A 19,436-nucleotide genomic window follows, 5' to 3' on the forward strand; every position below is an offset into this window, starting at 1 on the left:
CCAGGTGCTCGGTCATCTCCGCGTCCAGGGCCCGCTCCAGAACGGCCCGGGTGACCTGGGTCAGCAGGCCGCCCTCGCCCAGCAGGGCCGCCCCTGAGGCGTCGGCGCGGTTCATCAACCGCTCGACGACCTCGTCCACCAACCGCTCATCGACCGGCTCGACGACCGGTCCGTCCTTCTCGCCCATGTCCTGTCCGTTCCGGCCGGCCAGAGCCCTCAATCGGGGGCCCAGAGCAGCCTTCCAGATCACAGACTTACACGAACTTCCTGACACGCTCCTCCAGGCCATCGCGCATCAGGTGGTCAGTGTCCCAGCCCTTCTCGCCGGCGGTCTTCAGCGGTCCGGGTCAGTGCGAGGAGGACGGTACGCGTGTCCTCGTTCACATCGGCGCGTTGTGCAGAGGCGGGGCAGGATTCGGGCCACGTCGGCCGGCATGTCAGAGCGCGCAACTAGACTGGTCGATCCGGTCCACACAGGCTGTTTGTCCCGGCGTGCCCCGCGGGTGAGGCTTGGGCGGGGGATGGAGCGGCAAGGTCACACCCGAAGGGAGGTAGCTAGTTTGTTCGATATCATGGCTGTTTCCAGCTCGACGCCTAGCGCCTCCCATCCCGCAGGCTCGGCGCGTGTTGTACGGAGGAAGAATGTCTGCCCTTGAGGTTGTCGAGATCTGCGCAGGAGCAGGGGGGCAGGCCCTAGGCCTCGAAGGGGCAGGATTCAAACACCGGCTCGCAGTCGAGCTCGACCCGAACGCGTGCGACACCCTCAGGCTGAACCGACCGACGTGGAAGGTCGCAGAGGGCGACGTCGCGGACGATTCGATCTGGAACCCCGACGAGTACGAAGGTGTCTCGCTCCTGGCGGGAGGTGTGCCCTGCCCCCCGTTCACCATCGCCGGCAAGCAGCTCGGCGCTACCGATGAGCGCGACCTTTTTGCCTGGGCAGTCCAGCTGGCAGGCCGCATCAAGCCCAAGGCGCTCATGCTGGAGAACGTGCGGGGGCTAAGTGCCAATCGCTTCTCGGCCTACCGGCAGCACGTCCTGGACACGCTCCGCGACTTCGGGTATGTGGGCGAGTGGCGGCTTCTCCAGGCATCCCAGTTCGGGGTGCCGCAGCTCCGGCCGAGGTTCGTGCTGGTGGCACTCCAGGACGAGTACGCAGAGTACTTCCACTGGCCCGAGCCTCTGCCCGGACCTGCGCCTACAGTTGGCGAGACGCTGAAGGACCTCATGGCAGACAACGGCTGGGGCGGCGCGGAGGCATGGGCCGCCAAGGCCAGTGACATCGCACCCACGATCGTCGGCGGCTCCAAGAAACACGGCGGGGCAGACCTCGGCCCCTCCCGGGCCAAGGCGGCCTGGGAGGCTTTGGGGGTCGACGCGTGGGGCATTGCCAACGAGGCGCCGGGTGATGACTTCAAGCCTGCAGTGAGCAGGAAGGGCGAAGTCAGGGGTGGTCCGAAGCTGACCAGCCGCATGGCCGCGCGGATCCAGGGGTTCAGCGACGACTGGCAGTTCGCCGGGGGGAAGACCACCGGATACCGCCAGATTGGCAACGCATTCCCGCCGCCGGTCGCCAGGGCGGTCGGGCTTTCCATCGCGAGGGCACTCCGGAAGGAGGGCGACCCCCGCAAGCGGGTTGAAACCACCCATGACCCTGTGTACCGGCTCCTCCGGGGTAAGAGCGAAGCCATGACCGCAGAGCAGATCGTCGCCGCACTGGACAAGACCGGTGTCGTCATGGGAATGAACGACATCGAGCGACGCCTCTCCCACCTCGGCCGCGACTTCCATATTGAAGAGACCGAGGCCGGCCAGGACGGCGCGATGGGCTACCTGCTCCGTGACTTTAAGGCCTTCGTCGGGCAGGAAGACCACGACCGGCACGAACTCTTCAAGGCGAACAAGGCCAAGATCAGCTGAGTCTGATCGACCTGCCGCTCGCAGGCATCAGCCTGTGGGCGGCACGGCGCCTGGACGGCCCTGCTTGTCCTCCACACGCTGCCGCTTCCGCTCAGCGAGCTCCCTCCTCCGCGCTACCACGGCGGCTACCACCGCGTCCGCGCACTCCTCAGGCGACTGGTGTTCCCAGAATCGCAGCACGAGCCACCCCTCGTCGGCGAGGCGCTCATCGGTATCCCGGTCGCGGGTGACGTTCCCGCCGATCTTCGACTCCCAGTACGCGGGATTGGTTTTCGGCGGAACGAAGTGCTCCGGGCACCCATGCCAGAAGCACCCGTCGACGAAGACGGCCACCCTTGTGGGGCGGAACAGAAGATCAGCAGTCCGCCGCATACCGGGTAGCGGCTTTGCCGCTACCCGGTACCGAAGCCCCTCGGCGTGGACAAGGGAACGCAGCGCGAGCTCGGGGGACGTGTCCCGGCTCCGGATCGCCTGCATGTTGCGGCGCCTGGCGGCTGAAGAGGCCCATGATCCTTCCGGGGCGACCCACTCGGCGGCATTAGCGCTTACCGTTCCCGCGGCTCCGGCAGCAGCGGTGCCTCGACGACCGGGTCGTTTTCCCGTGCCACCACCCACTTGACGCCCTCCAGTTCCACCCACCGTGCGTCCACATGTCCCGGTGTCCAGGGTGCCAGGCGCACGCTCACGGACTCACCGGCGCCTGGCACCGGCAGACCGAGGCCATTGGCCACCGCCTGGTGATTGCCGTACTGGCCGAGGATCACGATTCCCTCCGGTCGGAGAGCTGAGCGGGAGCCACCGTTGTACCGGACACGCTTCATAAAGTCGTCTTGCTGTGCGACTGTGGCGACCGCACCGCGGGAGACTATACGGCCCTGCGTGCGCCGGAACAGCTCATGCACCCGTTGAGTGCCATACCGTGACGCGAAGATCGCGTCGATGTCCTCCTCGGGCAAACGCAGCAGAATGTTCTCGGGGAGCGGTGCGTCCTCGAAGAGCCAGTGAACGGCATTCCTGCGGGCAGCGGCGGTGAGAGACCGCTTGCCGTCCCGGTTTCCCTCCTTTTTGGTCAGTATTTCTTCAGAGACGCGGAACAGCCCCGCCGACCAGCGCCCGGCGTCATCACTGGCCCACACTCCGAGGCACAGATGTCCCATAGCCTCCGGAGGGATCATCCAGCGGCCCAGGTCCTGGGAGTACTTGCAGTCCACGTCAATACCGTGAATTGAGTAGTCCATCCTGTCGCCGTCAGCGAAGCCGAAGGCACGCTGGAGGTTGATCTCCACGAGAGTGCCGGCATGCGTCTTCTCGGTCTTGTGGAGCTCTTCCCAGCGGAACCGGCCCGTGTGCTGTCCGTCGAGCAGCATGTCGAACGTACGGCGCAGAGCCGCAGCGAAGATCTCGCCGCACGGGTCCGCCGCCAGGATTTCGGCGCGGACGCGGGCCAGCTCCGTATCGGAGGGCAGGATAGAGGAGACGGAAAATAAGGTATCGACTGACGTCACGTCAACTCAATTCTTATGAAGGGATAATGCAGGATTTCGGCAGCTTGTCTACGGTGCGTGGGCCGGGTCAGTCGGACTTGGTTGCGGCGTGTTCAGCGGTCTTGCGCTCCTTGCGCCTTCGCTCGTAGGTCACCTCAGTAACGCCGTCCGTCTTCCTGCGGTGCGCGACGATGTCCCAGCCGAGGATGAAGCGGAGTTCTCGCAGCCGCTTCTTCGGGTCGCCCTTGTGGGTGTCCTGTGCGACCAGTTCGATGAGCTCGACCGGCGTCGACTTCCCCATCTCCTGGAAGGAGATGAGCAGTTCGCCGATGCGCTCCCACGGAGTCGGGCGGGGGAGAGCTCGCCCGATAGCCGGGCCGAATGCGTCGAGCGAGGCGAAGAACGCCTGCTTCCCGTGGTTGTGCTCCTCGCACAGAGGCTCCAGGTTCGAGTACACCGTCTTGCCGCCCCACGACTCGGGCGCGATGTGGTCGATCTGCAGCCGGATACCGTCCTGGGGGCCGCGCCCGCACATCTGGCAGAAGCGGCCCTTCTTGCCGAAGGCCTCCGCCTGCAGCCGGGCCGAGATCTTCACGGCAGCGGAAGCCGCCTTCTTCCAGCCGAGCAGCTGGTAGATCCACTTTCCGTCACCGGTGCGGCGCCGGCTCTGCACCACGAAGTGGCTCCGGACCTCGCGCAGCCGACGCTGACTCTGCACGTTGGACTTGCCGAAGACCTGCTGCGACCGGGCCAGCCACTCCGCCGTAGTCGGGGGGCTGTCCAGCCGCATGAGGAGGAACCGGCAGGCTTCGGCGGCCTCCTGGCTGCTGAAGAGATCGTTGACGGACGGATCAGTGGGGTCGGGCAGCGGGCGCTCGCTGTCCACTTCTGGGTGTGTCATATCTTCCTCCCGCTGAATACGGCGGATTCGAGGACTCCTTCCGATCCGTGTGGAACCCTAGGCCCGCCGCGGTCGCGGGTCCCGGGCCTCACCCCGTGGTTGCTCATCGAGCAAGGCTGGGGGGCTCGAGGTGGCGCAGGAGTTCCCGGATGTCCGCCATATCCAGGCCGACGCTGCCGACGGGTTCTTCGACGAGATCTGCGAGCTGGCGCACCTCCGGGTCGTCCAGGATGCTGCCCATGAACTCCAGCTTTGCCTCAAGACGCAACTGGACCACCTCGTCGATGGTGCCTTCCGCGACGAGGACGGTAACCCTCGTCTCCGTACCGGGGGCAAGGCCCAAGCGATGGATGCGGTCGAGGCTCTGCAGGAACCGACCAGCCACGAAATCGCGGTCGACGTAAACGGCGTCGTGGCAGACCTGGTGCAGGCTGATGCCCTCGCCCAAGGTAGCCGGGTTTGAGAGCAGCACCATGCAGTCGGGATCCTCGCGGAACCGTCGGATCTCCTCGTCCCGGTCGGCTGTGCCGCCGTGGACGACGGCTGGTGAGTACGGGGCGAGGAGCTCGGCCAGGGTGGTGATGTTGCGTACGAAGGTCGTCCACACGATCGTCTTGCGGCCCGCTGCCGCGTTCGCGGCGACGATCCGGACGGCCTCCTGGAACTTGGGGGAGAGCTCGTAGCGTGGAAGGTCGCGCAGGAGCGCGTGGAGGGACTCGCCGGGGGCGGCCTCCAGTGCCGGCACTTGGTAGGCGAGCGGCTCGTACGGGCTGCTGCCCTCGACTAGGAGCGCCGGGCTGGTTGCGGCCATGAGCAGGCGCAGTGCTGCCCGCCCGAGGGCTTCAATGTCAGCACGGGACGCCTCAGCCCGTGGGGAGAAGTTGCCCTTGAGCGCCTCGTACACTTCCCGGTGGATCGGCGGAAGGCTGACGTACCGGACCTTCGGTTCGAACGGGGGCAGACCAAGCTCGCGCTTGGTGGTGCGGGTGAACAGCGGCCGCAGCACCGTGCTGGCGTAGGCGAGGTCGCCGCCGCGTACAGCGTCAGAGACGACGCGCTTGCCGCGGCCGGGCCAGACGAACGACAGCAGGTTCTCCAGGTCCCGAGCCCCGTTGGGGGCCGGTGTGCCGGTGAGGATGAGCCGCCGGGTGGCGGTGGGCCCGAGTGCGAGGCAGGCGGAGCCGTAGGTTCCGTTGGCGCCGAGCTTCATGCGGTGGGCCTCGTCGAGCACCAGCATCGACGGCGCCGCGCCCAGCCAGGACGCAAGCCCGGGTACGGCCCGGGACAGGCGCTCGTAGTTGACCAGCAGTACCTCTGCGCCGTAGTCGGGGGTGCGGCCCATGACGGCGATGCGTGGCGGCGTTCGGAAGCAGAGCTGGCTTTCGGTCTGCCATGCTTCGTAGGCGGACTTGGGCCCGACGACCAGGAGCCGCTTGGCCAGGCCCTGTTCACGCATGGCGGCGTAGACGGCCAGTGAGACGCGGGTCTTGCCGGCGCCGGGGACGCTGAAGTTTGCGCCGTGCCCGAGTGACAGCAGCTGTGCAGCATCGCGGAGCTGGAACGGGGTGAGGTCTCCGGTCCAGCCGTCACCTAGGAGACCTGGCACGTCGTCCGGTGCGACCGCGCCCTGGCCGACGTCCGCGCCACTGCGGAGGGTCTGCTCGGCCCGCTCGGCGTCGTCGAGGACGCCGGTGACGAGCTGGACCAGCGCGTCCTCCCACTCGACGCCGTCGTGGCGCCAGGAGCCGAGCTCGATGATGCGGTCGAGAAAGTCGTCGAGCTCGAACTCGCCTACCAGTGGCCCGCGCTGGCCGCCGGGGGCGATGCGCGCGGCGAGGTCCGCGAAGTCCTGCTCGTGCCCGGGCGTGGTGCGCAGGACAACGCGGGTCCGCGACACGTCGAATACGATCCGCAGCGACGGCTCGGTCTGGGTATCCGTCATTGCTGCTTCCCCACAGCCACGTTGAGCCAGGCCAGGCCCTCACCCGGCAGCGGCACGCTCTTGCCGGCCTCGACGGCCACGCGCTCCATGATGGTGCGCAGCTTCAGCAGGGCGTCGTCGAACGCCCCTTCGTCCAGGCTCCCGTTGCCGCGGGCGAGGACGAGGTCGGTGACGCACTGCTCCAGGTCCTTGCAGGCGTCGGTGACGCGGTCGGGGGCAGCGAGGCGCTTCTTTCGGAGCCGGAAGTCCTTGCCTGCGAACTCCAACGCCTCGTTGAAGACGTCCCGGGTGCGGTCGAGGACCTCGGCGGCCGCCGTCTGCTCCTCGGGGGTTGCGGCGGCGCCGGCCGCCTTGACAGCCTTGGCCTGCAGGAGGGAGTCGGTGAGCGCCTTGGCCGCGGCGACGCTCGCGCCGGCGGCCTGGACGGTGCGGCCGAGGCCGGGGATGGCCACCGCCGGTGCCGCATCGGTTCGAGCGGGCCTGAGCTCTGCGGGCAGCCGCTGGTCCAGGAACCGTTCCTGGAAGTCGGGCTGGATGAACCGGACATCCGTCTTGGCGAACTCCAGCACGATGGCCGAGAGTCGGCCCTCCTTCAGCAGGTCGGCACGCTCCCGGTTGCGTGCGGACTCGGTGTTGTAGGCGCGGTAGAGCTCGAAGAACCGCTCCTTGGCCTCTTCGAAGTCCATCAGCCGCAGCGAGGCGGTTCCGGTAGCGCTACGGCTGATGAGATCCCGAAGCTGGGCCAGGATCCACAGGTCGCGGTCGCAGGCCGGCGTCGTGGTGTGGAAATTCCGGGCGATCTCCGGCATCGGCTTGCCGAGCGCCACCTGCTCCTCCAGGGCGAGCAGGTGGTTGATGTAGGAGTAGTCCCGTCGGGTGTCCGGGCGCAGCTGGAGGGAGAGCTCGACGGCGTGGATGTCACTCCACTCGCAGCTCTCCGGCAGAACGCCGACCCGCATGCTGGTCCGTCCGAGCTCCTTGAGCGCAGCGCGGCGGGTATTGCCGTTGACGAGGATGCCCTCGTGCGTGATCAGTCCGGGCTCGTTCTGCTGGTACTCGCGCAGACTCTCCGACAGGTCCTCGAAGGCCTTGTCGGTCCTGGAGGGGTCAGCCGGCAGGGCCTTCAGCAGGAAGTGGAGATAGTCCTGGCTCTCGGGGCTCCAGGGGTCCCGAGTCAGTGCCTGATCCCGGGCAGGGTCGTAGGCACGCTGGGCACGGATGCGGTGTGTGCCAGGGTTGTAGCGCAGGACCTCGACCGGCATGTCGATGACCTCGATGTGAATGGGCTTCCCACGCCACTCAACGGTCAGCGTCTCCGGGACGCCGATTCCGCTGTGCAGCTCCTTCAGCCGGTGGGCCACGAGCTCGCGGTTGCCGGCCGCTTCGTGGGGCTGGCCGAAGTCGATCAACACGGGTGTGCTCCTTCGTGTGTGTGAAAGCGATGCCGATACTGCCAGGGCTGGGAACGGGGCGGCACCGGGGATTCCGCTGCCGCCCCGGAGGGGGACTACAGGAGCATGTTGCGGGCATCGGCGCGCGCCGCCGCCGGCAGGGTCCGGTAGGTGCCCCAGAGCTTCTCGACCTCGTTGAAGCCGCGGGCATCCTGCTCCATCCAGGACGAAAGCATCTTGCGCTCGTATGTCGACAGCTGTGCCACCGCCGCCGTGAAGGCGCTCAGATCGGCGCCGGCGTCGCGCCCGCCGACGCGGCACCGGTTGCACTCGGTGACTAGCTGCACCTCGGTGCCGCCGCCGGGTAGGGTGACCTGGCGCCGCGCGATGTCCAGGTGGGAGGTGGCGCCGTGGCCGTCGGCGTACGCCTCGCCGTTGCCGATGCCACAGGTCCGGCACAGATAGTTGTCGTTCAGGAGCACGGCGCGGCGCTGCACCGCTCCCACGGACTCGGCTGCCTTGCGGCCTCCCTTGCCGGGCTGCCATACCGGAGCACCCTCACACACGAACCGGTGCTCACTGGGGTCGAGGGCCGGGTCCTCCCTGTTGGTGTCGATCTGCCACTCGTGGTCGCGGAGCTCCCTCATGCGGCGATCGACCTGGCTGACCCCCTCGAATGCGGTCCGGAGCTGTTCCTTGGTGAACACGCTGCCGATTCCGACCTCCTGCACCAGCCACAGCGCAACGCGCTTCATAGTGCCGAGTCCTTCGTCCGTCCAGGACGGAATTGCCACCATGCTCTTCGGATCCTCTCGTGCACAGCGCAGTGACGGCCCTGGTGGGCTGTCAACGGGCCGGTCCCGCCTGCTCTTCAAGCGAAGCGCATGGTCCGCCGACAGGGGAAGGCTTCTCTGTCCCCCGGTGTCCCCCTCTCTCCCGGTGTCCCGGGGTGTCCCTCCCGTGCCGTAGGACCGCTCAGCTGTCATAGGCGTTTGCCAAGATGGGATGACACTTCGCCGACCCCTACCTCTAGGGAGCTTCGTTGCCTCCGCGCGGACAGATGAAGGCCCTTCCGTCCTCCGTTCCCCCGGCACGCCGCGAACTAGCCGGGGCGGTGCGCGCCATGCTGAGGGCGATCGGCGGCACGCTGCGCAGCGTCGCAGGTCAGATCCACAGCTCCCGCTCGGCCCTCTACCGGCTCGCGTCGGGGAAGGTCCTGTTCCCTGACACGGACGCCGTTCTGAAGCTGCACCGGCTCGCGCAGCGCAGGACCGGTGTCGAAGTGGTGCCCGAGAGCGACCTGAGGGCTCTCCTGCAGCGGGTTCTCGATGAGGGTGAGCACGCTGCCGCCGCCGACAACAGCATTGCTGAAGCCGACAGGCCGGCTTTGGAAGAGGCCACTGGCATGGGCGGCGGTGCGCAGGAGGGCGGCACCGGTGCGCCAGCCGTTGCGCCGGTCCCGCCCGCCGAGGGGGACCGGCGCAACGAACGTGCGACCGGGCTGCAGTGGCCGGTCGACGAACTGGTGCTGCACCTAGACAGCGGCCGGTACGAGCATGTCGTCGGCATGCTGGACTATGCCGGCGACGAGGCGCCTGCGCTGGAGTCTGCTGCCGCGATTCAGACGTGCCGTAGCCGGGGTCTCGCGGAGGTCGTGGATGTTCTCCTGCGAAAGGTCGGCGGCCGACCCGACCGTTTCGTCCTCGATGTGGTGGGTCATCTGATGGACGCCGGCGGCCACGCGGATGCCCGGGAGCTGATCAGCCGCAGCGCGCAGGCCGCATAGCTGGTAGCGGTAAATCCGCTTTGAGGCAATGAAGTTGATGCGACGAATTGTGAAAATGTTGTACGATCGCGAGCGCTGCCAGTACTAGAGGTCGCGTGGCGGCACAAGGGAACTCTCGGGCGGGCTTAGGGGCTGGGGCGGTGGCGGAAGGCGGGTCTGCGCTCCGCGGCGCCTACCTGAGCACGGAGGGGGGCTGGCGGAAGCTGCCCGAGTGGGCCGTGTGGTTCGTTCGGGCCGGCGGCTGGGCCGCCGAGCTGAGCGAGGCCGGCGACAGCGCCGTCGTGGCGTTGTCCGTCCCGGCCCGTGAATACGCCGCCGTACTTCTCGCGCTGGGTTCGGTGGACCGGACGTCATGGACGGCGCAATCGCGTGCCGAGCGGGAGCTCGGATTCGAGCAGGCATGGGTCCTCCCGGCAGGGACCTGTGTTCGGATCGTGCCGGCGGATTTTCCAGGTGCGGGGAAGCGAGCATACTCGGGCCTCTTCCTGAGGGCGGTGGAGAACCATCACGGGAAGGTCTACGAGCTGTCGGGACGCCCGGGCCCCGGCGGGCGCCCGGGCATGGTGTCGTGGTTCCCAGCGGACCGGTACCGGATTCAGACGCTCCCCTGGCCCGATCAGCCTGGGGACTACACCGACCGCAACCGTTTCAGCGAGGAAACCGGGGCACCGGGCGGCGCCAGCGGACTGCTGACGGGCCCCCTGGACGAGTACTACCGGCACTGCTCGCTCGACTGCGTATTGGTGGGGGTCGTGAGCACGGTTCTGGCGGAGGCGCAGGAGGTTGCCGCGGCTCCGGGCTGTCCCGGGCTATCCCTTCAGGAGCTGATGCGTCTGCGCGGTGTGCACTCACCGGGTAACCACTACCGCAGCGTCGTCCTGTCGAGCAGGAGCGATCCGGAGGAGATCCGTGATCCTGTGCGGTCCCGAAAGCCGGCCGTGGCGGTGCTGGACGGTGCCGCGACGGTGCGGCGGTGGATGGCGGCGAGCCTGGCGGAGGTGACGATGGCCGTGGTCGAGCGGACGAGCCCCTCGGCCGTGGCCGCGGCGGACGCGCTCTACGCGAACCGTGCGCGCCGCCAGGCCGATCTGCCCATGCCCGCCGGGCTCGTACGGGCCCTCCCTGCCGGCGTCGAGGCGCTGGCCTGGCGGACCAGGCGGAGGCAGTGGTGAGCATGCTGGATGCGGACGGTGTGTACCAGAGGGCAGACGCCGAGATAGCGGAGCAGCCGGTACGGCACTCCGGTGTCAGCACGTTCATGCACGCGGCATCACAACTCCTGCGCGCAGTGGGGGAGTCGGAGGGCTCCGACCTGTGGCGGCAGTCATGTGCGGAGATCCGCCGGGCACGGTGGCTCATCGGGACGGTGCCCCTGCCGCTCAACTCCGGCGCATTGGGACTGCGGGAGACCGCGGAAGCCCTGGCCGGCCGTGCGAGGGTGATCGAGCGCGTCGCCGACCGCGGCCTGCTGAGGCAGTTCGACGCGGTCGCCGACGCGTTGCGGAACCTGGGACGGGAGCGCGAGAACCCGTTGGCCCGCGGCGTGATGAAGTACCTGGAATCACCCGGTGCGGGCAGCGTCCTGGTGGTGGTCACCAGTCGCGCCCACCAGGACGACGCGGTGGCCGCGTTCACCGCACTGAGGTGCCCGGTCGACGTGGGCACCGCCCGGGACCTCGCCGGGACCTGCGTGTACGGTGCCGCGGTCGTTGTCGGGCCCGTGGGCTGGCTTCCGCCCGGGGTGCTGAACGCTCCGCGCGCCTCCCGGATCGGACTGGTGCACTATGACTTCTACCGCGAGCCGCAGGACGTCTGGCCGCTGTTCGGGGAAGGACCGGTCCGGCGTGGCCGGATGCCGTCGCGGATCATCCGGCGCCCGTCCCTCCTCCTCGGGGGAGCGCAAGGTCTCAGGGCAGGCATTCCCGAGGCCAGTGAGACGCCGGAGCTGACCGGCTTCGATGTGCTCTCCCTGGCTGGCGAAGCGGTCGCGGGGCTGCCCGCCGACGTGCTGGAGCAGCCTGCTCCGGGCGCGCATGAGCGTGTGGCCGCTCAGGCGGCCCAACTGGCCGACGGCTCCTTCGTACTGCTGCCCCGGGACGCGGGCGTTCAGAAGGTGCTGCTCGTCGAGGCGGACGACGAGGGCAGGCCGGCCGTCGAGGCGGTGGACGCGGCCACGGTGACGATCGGCGACGCCGTCGTACTGCGCGGCGGGTCCTATTACCAGAGCCTGGTCGAGCGCGCCGACGCCGCACTCGGCGAGGACGCCCTCATGCTGCGCGAGATCCAGCGGGCGTGGAAGGCGCAGCTGCGCGACCGCGTCGCCCGCCACCGGGACGGGGTCCACGGAGTCGCCGCCGACCTGAAGTCCCAAGGCGCGACGACCGCCAACCTGGGCTACTGGACAGGGCCGTGGTGCATCCGGACCCGCCTCAAAGCAGACTTCACCGTGGTGATGCGCTACCTCGGACGCGGCGACGAAGCCGACCACGCCTGGGACGCGCTGGGCCGCATCGACCACGCGCACCGCAGCGCCGGGCGCAACTACGCCGAGGTCGTCCAGAGGGCCGTCTCGGGCGGCACCTGGGAGACCCTGCAGTCCGATCAGTGGTGCGACATCTCCCTAGACGACACCGAGGCAGGCGCGCGGGTGGTCCTTATCGATGTGCTGCTGCCCGGGCAGCTGACCGTTCCCGTGCACTACCTGTGCCGGCTCCGTTCCCCGGAGGTTCCCTGATGGCACGTATGATCCCGCCATCGTTCGATCCGGCCTGCACGCCGAGCCCGGGGGAACGGGAGGTGTTCCAGCGGCTGCGCGACGATCCGGCGACCGGGGACTGGACCGTCCTCCACTCGCTCGGAATCGCCCAGCACCCGCGACAGATCCAGGGGGAGGCAGACTTCGTCATCATCGTCCCGGGCAAGGGGATACTCGTCCTGGAGGTCAAGGCGCATCTCCAGGTGCGGCGGCTGCCGAGCGGGGAGTGGCGCCTCGGCAATCAGCCCCTGACCAATCGGAGCCCGTTCCAGCAGGCCGACGAGGCCATGCACGCCGTCAGGAAGAAGCTCGGGGGCCCCAGCGGCGGTGCCGGTGCGGTGCCGGTCGCATTCGCGGTGCTGTTCACCCACAGCCGCTTCGCGGTGTCCGGGCCGATGGAGTGGCACTCGTGGCAGGCACTGGACACGGTCGCCTTCCGCAGCCGCTCCGTGGCGGCGCTGGTCACTGGGGTCCTGGACGCGCACCGGGCCCACCTCGCGGCCACACCGGGAGCGGCGTGGTTCGACCCGGCGTCCGTGGCACCCGATGCCGGGCAGGCTGAGCGGATCATCCAGGCTCTGCGGCCCTCGTTCGAGTTCGCCGAGCCGCCGAAGCTGAGGCGGCAGCGGATGGAGCGCGAGACGGAGGCGTTCACCCAGCAACAGTACGAAGTGCTCGACATGATCGCCAGGAACCGGCGCTGCATGGTGGACGGCGCTGCCGGGACGGGCAAGACCTACGTGGCGGTGGAGGCGGCACGCCGCTACGCCGCCGGGGGACAGCGGGTGCTCCTGTGCTGCTTCAACCGCCACCTCGGCCGCTGGCTCAAGGAGGAGACCGCGGGCCTGCCAGGGGTGACGGCAACCAGCTTCCATTCCTACATGGCCGGGCTGGCCCCGTCCGCCCGCGATGCCGGCGGCACCGGGGACTTCTTCACCGAGGTGCTGCCCGAGGCCGCCCTGGACGTCCTCATGGAGAAGGACAAGCCCCCGTTCGACGTGCTCGTCGTAGACGAGGCACAGGACCTGATGCGTGAGTCCTACCTCGATGTCCTCGACTTCTCCGTACGGGGCGGCCTGTCCGCAGGCCGATGGCTGGGCTTCGGCGACTTCACCCGCCAGGCCCTCTACGGTTCCGACGGCGAGGGCATGGACGTCCTGCACAAACGGGCCGGAGAACTGCCCTCGGTCACGCTGAACCACAACTGCCGCAGCGTCCCCGGCATCACGCTGTACGTGGAGGTCACGTCGGTACTCGACCCCGGATACGCGGGCACCCTGAGGCCCTCCAACGACCGCCAGGCCACGAACCTCTGGTGGGCAGACGAAGAGGAGCAGCAGCGACAGCTGGCCAGCCGCCTCACGGAGCTCACCCGGGAGGGGTTCCCGCCCGAGGACATCGTCGTCCTGTCTCCGCTCCGGGACGAGCTCAGTGCCGCTGGCACCTGCCGTGCCCCCAGCTGGAAGGGACGGCTGACACCCCTGGACTCCCCGAATCCGGGATCCGTCCGGTACGGAACCGTGCACACGTTCAAGGGGCTGGACGCCCCCGCCGTCGTCCTCACCGACATCACCTCCTTCGGCACGGACCGGGACCGGACGCTCTTCTACGTCGGTGCCTCCCGGGCCAGGGACGAGCTCACCGTGCTGATGGCCCACAGCGCACGCCCCGGATACATCAAGCAGGTTCAAGGAGCAGGCAGAGCATGACCACGGCCAGTGACAACCTCGGGGCCCGGGAGGACGTCATCGACGCCCTGCGGGCCGAGCTGATGGGCCCGGCCCCCGCAGGCAAGCCCCTCGACCAGACGTCGTTCGACGGCTGGCCCGCCGCCCGCGGACCGTGGACCGACGCTGACAGCGGCGAGGAGATCCTCGACCGTGCTCCCCTGCTGCGCTACGGCGTCGGCATCCTCTACCCGGCGACACCGGAGGACACCGCTGGCCAGCGCGCGGACTCCGAGGCGGACAAAACGGTGGATGCCGACGAAGATGGGCCGGACGGGGAGGAGGACGAAGACGCTCCGGAGGTGCCCGAAGGCATCCAGGAGGCATACGCGCGCAAGGGCGGCCATGCTGACGACGATGACTTCGAACTCCTCGGCGCCAACGACCGGCGCCCCAGCGCCATGGGCCTGTCGATCCTCCTGGCAGGAGAACAGGCCGGGCTGCGGATCTCCGCCACCGGTGGCCGGTACCGGCGCCGGACCGTGCACATCGGCAGCAGCGTCCGTCACTGGTGGGTCCGCGGCCCCGTCGCGGCCGTCTGGGATCTGTCGCCGGAGGCGCTCGCCAGCGCCGGCCCCCTCCTGCGCAAGCCGCAGCCGTCCTCCGACACCTCGACCGGCCTCGATGGCCTGGACCTCGAACTCACCGTCCGCATCAGGCCCCACCGCGACGGGCGCCTCATCACGGTCGCCCTCGTCAACCGGACACCGCTGGGCAAAGGGGCCCCCGACGCTCTCAGCCTGTTCCAGACCGAGATCACCGTCGAGCCGGTACAGGGCTGGCTGGCCCCGTACCCGGAGGCGGCCGAAGCCGGAACCCACCCGGACGATGCATCGTTCAGCCTGATCTACCGGGGCGCTCGTACCTTCGCCGTCGGACACGGCTGTGCGGCGGACTGGGACACACCGGCGGGGGACCGCTCCTCCTGGGCCAGGGCCGATCCCATGCCGCAGTATGAAGCCCCCAGCATCACTCCCGACATCCGGCTGCCCGACGGCACCCCGCTGACCGTCTCCATGGACCAGCTGGCAGGAGACGGACCGGAAGGCCCCGAGCAGCTCAGCCGGGTCGTCACCGCCTACGCGCAGTGGATCGACGGACTCGAGGAGAAGGCCGCAGGACTCGATGGACGGTTCCAGCCGACCGCCGCCAAGCACATCGAGGGCTGCCGCACCGCCCTGGCCCGGATGCGGGAGGGCCTCGAACTCGTCCGCGACCCCAGCACGGATGCCGGTCGCGCGTTCCGCATGACGAACCGGGTGATGCTGCGCCAACAGCTGCGCTCCGGTGCGCCTCTGCGCAGAACCCGTTACGTCAACGGCTGCTACGAGGTGGACGGCGTCCAACTGGACGAAGACACGGCCCGCAGCCAGGGAAAGGGCAACTGGCGCGCGTTCCAGATCGCCTTCCTCCTCGCCGCTGTCCCGTCGACCGCGGACCCGTTCCACGACGACCGCGACACCGTCGACCTCATCTACTTCCCCACTGGTGGCGGCAAGACCGAGGCGTACCTCGGTCTGTCCGCCTTCACCATTCTTCTGCGCCGTCTGCGTGACCCCGCCGACGCCGGGGTCACCATCCTCATGCGCTACACCCTGCGTCTGCTGACCGCGCAGCAGTTCCTGCGTGCGGCCTCCCTCATCTGCGCGCTCGAAGAACTGCGGGAGGATGAGCCGGACCTTGGGGGTCCCTTCTCTATCGGCATCTGGGTGGGCGGCGACACGACCCCCAACAAGCGCGGCGATGCGACCTCGGCCCTCGGCCGACTCCGGGCCGGCGGCGAGGACAATCCCTTCCTCCTGCTGCGCTGCCCCTGGTGTGCGGCCCAGATGGGTCCCGTCGTCGGGCAGGAAGAGAGCGGTGCGCCCCGCCGGCGTCCCCGCAGGGGCGGAAGGGGCGGTCAGGCTGCCTCCGCGAGCCGCACTCCTGTGGCGGGGTACGTCGAGTACGCGGGGACCGTACGGTTCATCTGTCCGGACTACGAGTGCCGCTTCTCGGCGGACGACACCCCGCTGCCCGTCTTCGTGACCGATGACGACCTCTACGACCGCCGGCCGACGCTCGTCATCGGCACCATCGACAAGTTCGCCCTGCTCGCCTGGCGCCCCGGGGCCCGCGCTCTGTTCGGCCTGGGAGCTTCAGGACTCGGCCCCGACGGTGCCCGGGACTTCTCGCCGCCGTCACTGGTCATCCAGGACGAGCTGCATCTCATCGCAGGCCCACTCGGCTCCCTCGCCGGCCTCTACGAGGGCGTCATCGAAGAGCTGTGCACCGACCGGCGAAGCGGCACTCCCGTTCGCCCGAAGATCGTCGCCTCCACCGCCACGATCCGCCGCCACGAGGAACAGGTACGCGCCCTCTACGGCCGTGAGCGGGTTCACCTCTTCCCGCCGCACGGCATCGACGCCTCCGACTCGTTCTTCGCCGTATACGACCGGAACCCCGAGACCGGCCTGCTCAAGCCCGGACGGCGCTACATCGGCGTGCACGCCCCTGCTCTCGGCTCCATGCAGACCGTCCAGGTCCGCACCTTCGCGGCGCTTCTCCAGGCTGCCGGGGACCTCCCCGAGGACCAGCGCGACCCCTGGTGGACGCTGCTCGCGTTCTTCAACAGCCTCCGCGAGCTCGGCAACTCGCTCTCGCTCATGCAGTCCGACATCCCTGACTACCTGCGCACCATCAACAACCGCTCCATCGCGGACCGCAGCGGCATGCGCTACCTCAACTGGGTCGAGGAGATGACCAGCCGCCTCCGGCAGGATGAGGTTCCCGAGGCCATCCAGAAGCTGGAGCGGCAACTCACCCCGGAACAGCGGGCCGTGGACACCTGCCTGGCGTCCAGCCTGATCGAAGTCGGCATCGACATCCCCCGTCTCTCCCTCATGGCCGTCGTGGGCCAGCCCAAGAGCACCTCCCAGTACATCCAGGTCACCGGCCGTGTCGGCCGTCGGATCCCCGGCCTGGTCGTCACCCTCTACGGCGCCGGCAAGCCCCGCGACCGCAGCCACTTCGAACGTTTCCGCAGCTACCACGAGCGCCTGTACGCCCAGGTTGAGCCCACCAGCTCGACCCCGTTCGCCCCGCCCGCCCTGGACCGGGCCCTCAGGGCCGTCGCCGTCGCCTACATCCGTCAGGCCGGGGGCAAGGCCGTCGACGCTCCCCTCCCCTTCCCGGCTGATCGATGGGAGGAAGCCAGGGAACTGCTGCTCGGCCGCGCTGAATTCTGTGACCCCGACGAGGCCGGCCGTACAGCGGCCCTGCTGGACCGGATGCGCAAGGAATGGGAGGCATGGCGGCCCGGCGAGTGGGGCGATTTCGGCCCCGTGGGCCATGGCCGGCTCCTGCGGCCGCTCGGCCACTACGCACCCGAGAACCAGCGGAATCTGAGCTGGGCGATCCCCTCGTCGATGCGCGGCGTCGATGCCGAATCCGAGGTCGAGGTCACCGTGCAGTACGCGATCGAGGAAGGAAACTCATGATCCGCGGAAGTGTCCGCCGCTCCCAGCTGGTTGTCCCGTTCGGCCCTGGCGCCATGCACGTGCTCTCTGACGGTACGTCCGTCGTGACAGCGGGCCTTGACCACTGGTTCCCGACCGGGAAGGACCGCGACCGTGAGGAGTACCGGATCCACGAGTGGCGTCTGGAGCAGCATCTGGGTATCGACGCACTCTACTCGCCGCCGGACTACCGGGTCTGGTCAGAGGACGAGATGAACAGAAAGGCCCGTGTCCCCGTCCTCCGATTCCCTGTCTGGGGTTTCTGCCCGAGCTGCCGGACGCTGACCAGAGACCGTCTCCACGCCGACCGCCGCCCCGTATGCGATCACCACGAGGGCACCCGCCGCAAGCCCGTCATCGCCCAGGTCCCCTTCGTGGCCATCTGCGAGCGGGGACACCTCCAGGACTTCCCGTGGAACGAGTGGGCGCACCGTTCCGCCGCGCCTTCCTGCCGCAATCACACCCTCTCACTGCGTTCTTCAGGCGGAGGCACCCTCTCAGCCCAGCGGGTCTCGTGCAGCTGCGGCGAGGGCCGGAGCCTGGAAGGCGTGACCTCGACAACGGCCAGCAGGGACAACGGCTCCTCCACCGTTCTGTCCGAGGAACTCGAACCGGGCGGACCCCCCTACCTGTGCCGGGGTGCCGCGCCCTGGCTCGGCATCGAATGCGTGGGAGAGCCCTGTGGCAGTCCGCTCAGGGGAAGCCTCCGGGCAGCCGCCAATGTGTACTACCCGCTTCTGAGCAGTTCCATCTTCGTGCCCGAGGACGGCAACAGCGCCGCTGACCCCAAGGTTCTGGAAGCCCTCCAGGACGGGACGATCGTTCAGGCCCGGCGGCAGGCAGCCGTGTTCGTGGGAGAGGGAGTGATCCCCTCGCCGGACCTGCTCCGGAGGGTCGCTCAGGGAAACGCCTTCATCCTCGAAGGCTTCACCGACCCACAGATTGAGGCTGGCCTCAAGGCCCTCCACGACGCCGAGACCACTGGCAGCTCCAGCCCTGGCCCCAGCCCCGGTGGGCCTGTCCTGGCAGAAGACCCAGCGGACTTCCGGGTTACCGAGTACCAGGCGCTGCGTGACTCCATCGAGTCCAGCGAACTCGTGGTCCGCCAGCCAGCGGCGGTCTACGGCCAGGCCGTGGCCGGAGCCTTCGCGCGCGTGCGGCTGGTGGAGAAGCTCCGGGAGACCCGGGTGCTCTGGGGCTTCAACCGTGTCTTCGCGGAGTCCTCGTACGACCGCACGTCCCGCAAGGCCCTCCTGCGGCGTACCCCGGCCCGTCCGGGCAGTGGATGGCTTCCCGCTTACGCGGTCAGCGGAGAAGGCATCTACCTCGAACTCGACACCGGCAGGCTCGCCCCCTGGGAGGAACAGTCCGGTGTACTTGAACGAACCGACCTCCTCACCCGGCGCTTCGCCCGCCTCGCTGCGGACCGGGGGCTGCAGCAACGTGAGCTGTCACCCCGTTTCGTGCTCCTGCACACCCTCGCCCACCTGCTCATCAACCAGCTCATCTATGAGTGCGGATACAGCTCGGCCTCCCTGCGAGAACGCCTCTACGTCAGCCCTGGCGCCGGTGGCATGGCGGCCCTGCTCATCTACACCGCCGCCGGCGACTCCGAAGGCACCCTTGGCGGCCTCGTCCGGATGGGCCAGCCCGGCCGCCTCGAAGACGTGCTCCAGAACGCCCTCGGACAGGCCGCCTGGTGCTCCTCCGACCCTGTCTGTATCGAAAGCCGTGGCCAGGGCCCTGGGTCCTGCAACCTCGCCGCCTGCCATAGCTGCGCCCTTCTCCCCGAAACCGCGTGCGAAGAGTACAACCGGTTCCTCGACCGGGCGCTCGTCGTCGGAGGGCTGAAACAGAGGAACCTCGGCTTCTTCCCGGCATCCTGAGCTTGGTTTATTCTCGCCGGGTTTGATGCTCCTTGATCGAATCGGCGCGTTTGACCGTCTTGCCGCCGTCGTGGCGCTTGGCCCGGTGCTTGTTCTACGAGCCGGGAGGCCGCCCCGGGCCCGGCCGGGACGGTTTCGGTGCGGCTG

12 protein-coding genes and 2 pseudogenes are annotated in these 19,436 nt (G+C 68.8%); 7 read left to right on the plus strand and 7 right to left on the minus strand.

Annotated elements, in window-relative coordinates; translation table 11 throughout:
• Positions 1-187: pseudogene (locus RZ50_RS03985) on the minus strand (IS256 family transposase); the annotation flags it as partial.
• A 455-nt stretch (positions 188-642) separates the two neighbouring features.
• Here RZ50_RS03985 and RZ50_RS03990 point away from each other — a divergent pair.
• A complete protein-coding gene (locus RZ50_RS03990) occupies positions 643-1,920 on the plus strand; it encodes a DNA cytosine methyltransferase (protein ID WP_196951859.1) in 1,278 nt (425 codons plus the stop codon).
• Between the two features lie 27 nt (positions 1,921-1,947).
• On the opposite strand, the pseudogene RZ50_RS03995 reads toward RZ50_RS03990, so the two are convergent.
• The 6 genes and pseudogenes from RZ50_RS03995 to RZ50_RS04020 form a co-directional block, all read right to left on the minus strand.
• Positions 1,948-2,448: pseudogene (locus RZ50_RS03995) on the minus strand (very short patch repair endonuclease); the annotation flags it as partial.
• 17 nt (positions 2,449-2,465) lie between these two features.
• Positions 2,466-3,425: a NaeI family type II restriction endonuclease gene (locus tag RZ50_RS04000; RefSeq protein ID WP_196951861.1), complete on the minus strand. Its 960-nt coding sequence runs from the start codon at positions 3,423-3,425 to the stop codon at positions 2,466-2,468.
• 67 nt (positions 3,426-3,492) lie between these two features.
• Positions 3,493-4,290: an HNH endonuclease signature motif containing protein gene (locus RZ50_RS04005; protein WP_308271343.1), complete on the minus strand. Its 798-nt coding sequence runs from the start codon at positions 4,288-4,290 to the stop codon at positions 3,493-3,495.
• A 118-nt stretch (positions 4,291-4,408) separates the two neighbouring features.
• Positions 4,409-6,247: a DEAD/DEAH box helicase gene (locus RZ50_RS04010; protein WP_196951863.1), complete on the minus strand. Its 1,839-nt coding sequence runs from the start codon at positions 6,245-6,247 to the stop codon at positions 4,409-4,411.
• Positions 6,244-7,659, minus strand: coding sequence for a transcriptional regulator (locus tag RZ50_RS04015; RefSeq protein ID WP_196951864.1), 1,416 nt, complete (start codon positions 7,657-7,659; stop codon positions 6,244-6,246). The genes RZ50_RS04010 and RZ50_RS04015 overlap by 4 nt, the downstream gene beginning before the upstream one ends.
• A 95-nt stretch (positions 7,660-7,754) precedes the next feature.
• A complete protein-coding gene (locus RZ50_RS04020; RefSeq protein ID WP_254801973.1) occupies positions 7,755-8,393 on the minus strand; it encodes a hypothetical protein in 639 nt (212 codons plus the stop codon).
• Between the two features lie 368 nt (positions 8,394-8,761).
• Here RZ50_RS04020 and RZ50_RS04025 point away from each other — a divergent pair, with 368 nt between their 5' ends.
• The 6 genes from RZ50_RS04025 to drmB all read left to right on the plus strand — a co-directional run bounded on the left by RZ50_RS04025 (position 8,762) and on the right by drmB (position 19,289).
• Positions 8,762-9,424 (plus strand): hypothetical protein, encoded by a 663-nt coding sequence (locus RZ50_RS04025; protein WP_196951865.1) that lies wholly within the window; start codon positions 8,762-8,764, stop codon positions 9,422-9,424.
• Positions 9,425-9,564: 140 nt separating this feature from the next.
• Positions 9,565-10,596 carry a hypothetical protein gene (locus RZ50_RS04030; protein WP_217680227.1) on the plus strand — a complete coding sequence of 344 codons (1,032 nt, stop codon included), beginning with the start codon at positions 9,565-9,567 and terminating at the stop codon, positions 10,594-10,596.
• A 2-nt stretch (positions 10,597-10,598) separates the two neighbouring features.
• Positions 10,599-12,158, plus strand: coding sequence for a hypothetical protein (locus RZ50_RS04035; protein WP_196951867.1), 1,560 nt, complete (start codon positions 10,599-10,601; stop codon positions 12,156-12,158).
• Positions 12,158-13,888, plus strand: coding sequence for a nuclease-related domain-containing DEAD/DEAH box helicase (locus RZ50_RS04040; protein ID WP_196951868.1), 1,731 nt, complete (start codon positions 12,158-12,160; stop codon positions 13,886-13,888). The genes RZ50_RS04035 and RZ50_RS04040 overlap by 1 nt, the downstream gene beginning before the upstream one ends.
• Positions 13,885-17,385 (plus strand): helicase-related protein, encoded by a 3,501-nt coding sequence (locus RZ50_RS04045; RefSeq protein WP_217680229.1) that lies wholly within the window; start codon positions 13,885-13,887, stop codon positions 17,383-17,385. Before RZ50_RS04040 ends, RZ50_RS04045 begins: the two co-directional genes overlap by 4 nt.
• The gene (gene drmB, locus RZ50_RS04050; protein ID WP_217680230.1) at positions 17,382-19,289 is read left to right on the plus strand and encodes a DUF1998 domain-containing protein; all 1,908 of its coding nucleotides are present in this window, start codon (positions 17,382-17,384) and stop codon (positions 19,287-19,289) included. The genes RZ50_RS04045 and drmB overlap by 4 nt, the downstream gene beginning before the upstream one ends.
• Positions 19,290-19,436: the final 147 nt, after the last annotated feature.

Source organism: Kitasatospora sp. SUK 42, from assembly GCF_015776785.2.
GTDB lineage: Bacteria > Actinomycetota > Actinomycetes > Streptomycetales > Streptomycetaceae > Kitasatospora.